This is a genomic window from Acidilobus sp., from assembly GCF_049973875.1.
In the GTDB taxonomy this organism is placed as follows: Archaea; Thermoproteota; Thermoprotei_A; order Sulfolobales; family Acidilobaceae; genus Acidilobus.
The window spans coordinates 1-2,171 of record NZ_JBMFJI010000066.1 but is presented as its reverse complement, the minus strand read 5'-3'; the positions used below and the strand labels follow the sequence as shown (position 1 = coordinate 2,171).

Below are 2,171 nucleotides of genomic sequence, written 5' to 3'. Positions count from 1 at the left end.
CCCGCGTCCTCGAGGGGAGCGGTTCAGCTGCCGCTCCCGCAGACGGCGCGGGGAGCAGGGCAGGGGTATGAGGGCGAGAGGTTGAATACAAATTCATGAAACCTCAATGAAAGTCCGACCCCTACCTTAGCCAGGCCGTGGGCCTGCTCGAGAGGGCGGAGGAGGAGCTCCTAGAGGGGGGGCCAGGGCTCTGCGTACGCTTTAGGGGCCTACAACTACTCGCTCAGGGCGATGGAGCTGGCCAGCGAGGTCGGCGGCGAGGTCACGGCCTTCGATGCCCCAGCAGGCTCATGGCGTGGGCCGCCCTGGAGGGGCCTTCGTTGAGGTCAACGTGACGCAGCTCAACGTCACGGTGGCCTCGTGCGCCGAGGTCAACGGCACCGCCTACCTGGTCGCCTTTAAGGCTGGGGGAGGCCTCCACCTGGGGCTCTCGCCGCGGCCCCTTGAGGGCAGCGCAGCTGTGAGGGTCGAGGGGAGGCTCGGTATTATCTACCTGCTGGCCCCCGAGGGCTGAGGGCCACCCCCAAGGCGGGCGCATAACCCCTATCCCACAGGTGGGATTCTATGTGCCGCATACCCGGGTGTTACTTCTTAAATACCTCAATGGGGACCAAGTAGTCTGGCCAAGCATAGGTGAGCCATGTTGAGATCGTATAAGGCCCTAGCAGCGGTAGTCCTGGCCCTGGCGCTGCTCGCCCCCCTGCTGGGGGCAGCGGCAACCAAGGCCTACTCGCCGCTCCCAGGAACCGGTAAGGTATACACAAAGGCTGTCAGCGTCAACGGCGTAGTTGAGTTTGCCTTCAACCTGTCGTCTGCCTACCAGGGGGCCGCAGCCCACATATACCTCTCCGCCAACGGCCTGCAAAGCGTCTACTACGGCGACGTCCCCATAACTCCCGCCTTCTCGACCAACAACGTGACGGCCGTGATAGGCAACCTGACCATAACTGTCAGCGACATCCACTACTTCCTCAGTAACCTAAGCTTCTACGGCGGTTCACAGGACGCCCTCTCCTCAGGGGCGACCCAAGAGAGCGCAGTGTACAAAAACCTGACCACCCAGGGGTGGGCCTACGTCTACCTCAAGTACTCGACGTCCGCGCCCGTGCAGTATGGAGGCTCAGCCCCGGCAATAGCTGCTGGGCCATTCATCCTGGCCATAGGGCCAATGATAAAGGTCACGATTAGTCCAGTGAACAACCTGAGCTACGTGCCAATAGCCCAGGTGACGACTGCCAACAAGGCCTTCCTCAACGTCACTGGCGCCAACCAGTTCGCCTCAGGCATAATAAGCTACGTAGTGAGCGGCTACACTACAGGTACAGCCTACGACCTATACGGCTCCTTCTCGAACGTCAGCGTGACAACCGGGTCCCTCCTGATAGCGGGTAACTATCCAACTTCTCCCTCGTCAGAAGTCTTCAGCCCGGTCACTCTAAACTACACTGCGACCCCGCCCTCGCTGGGCGTATACGGCACCCTCTCGAATGACATAGTACTGCCGGCCCTCACCAACGCCGTCCACCTCAAGTCGGGCGCTATGACGGGCTACTTCAACATAAGCTTCTTCCAGCTTAACGTGACTTACGGGAGTCAGATAACCATCGGGAAGTCTGGCGACGCGTACGTGAAGTTAGAGCCCAACGGCACCTACACCTACGGTAGTGGTACTGTGACCTTCATGCCGCTGAACTACAGCCTCACAAACTACGGCGTGAACCCGTCGACCCGCAAGCCCTACGGCCTCTTCACGCCAAACGCTGGGGCTGGCACCCTGAACATATTCCCGAGCTTTGAGGTATTATCAGAGAGCATGGGCGAGGCTGGGCCCGCCAGCCAGCTCAACCCAGGCGACTTACTTGAATTCTACATCTACGACGTGCCTGAGGACACCACGTTCGCCGCGGTGGCAGCCATAGGCAATGACACGCTCCTGCCCACCAGCCCCTACCTCTACCCGGCCGAGGAGAACTACGAGAGCCACTACACTCCAAGCGGCTACTACGTTGGTGGCGTAACCTTTGCCAACTACTCGTTCACCTACGTCGTACCAACATCGACACCGCCGTCGACGTCGATAAGCGGCTATGGGACATTCGAGGGCCTCATACCCAACGCGCCCTACTACCCGCTCTCCATCCTGGGCCTCGAGTACGAGCTGCACTACTCGC

2 protein-coding genes are annotated in these 2,171 nt (G+C 60.5%); both read left to right on the top strand.

Annotated elements, in window-relative coordinates; genetic code table 11:
• The first annotated feature begins 274 nt into the window (after positions 1 to 274).
• A complete protein-coding gene (locus ACP5H1_RS08345; protein WP_427974038.1) occupies positions 275 to 514 on the top strand; it encodes a hypothetical protein in 240 nt (79 codons plus the stop codon).
• Positions 515 to 643: 129 nt separating this feature from the next.
• On the top strand, positions 644 to 2,171 hold a 1,528-nt coding region (locus ACP5H1_RS08340), incomplete at its 3' end, for a hypothetical protein (RefSeq protein ID WP_427974035.1).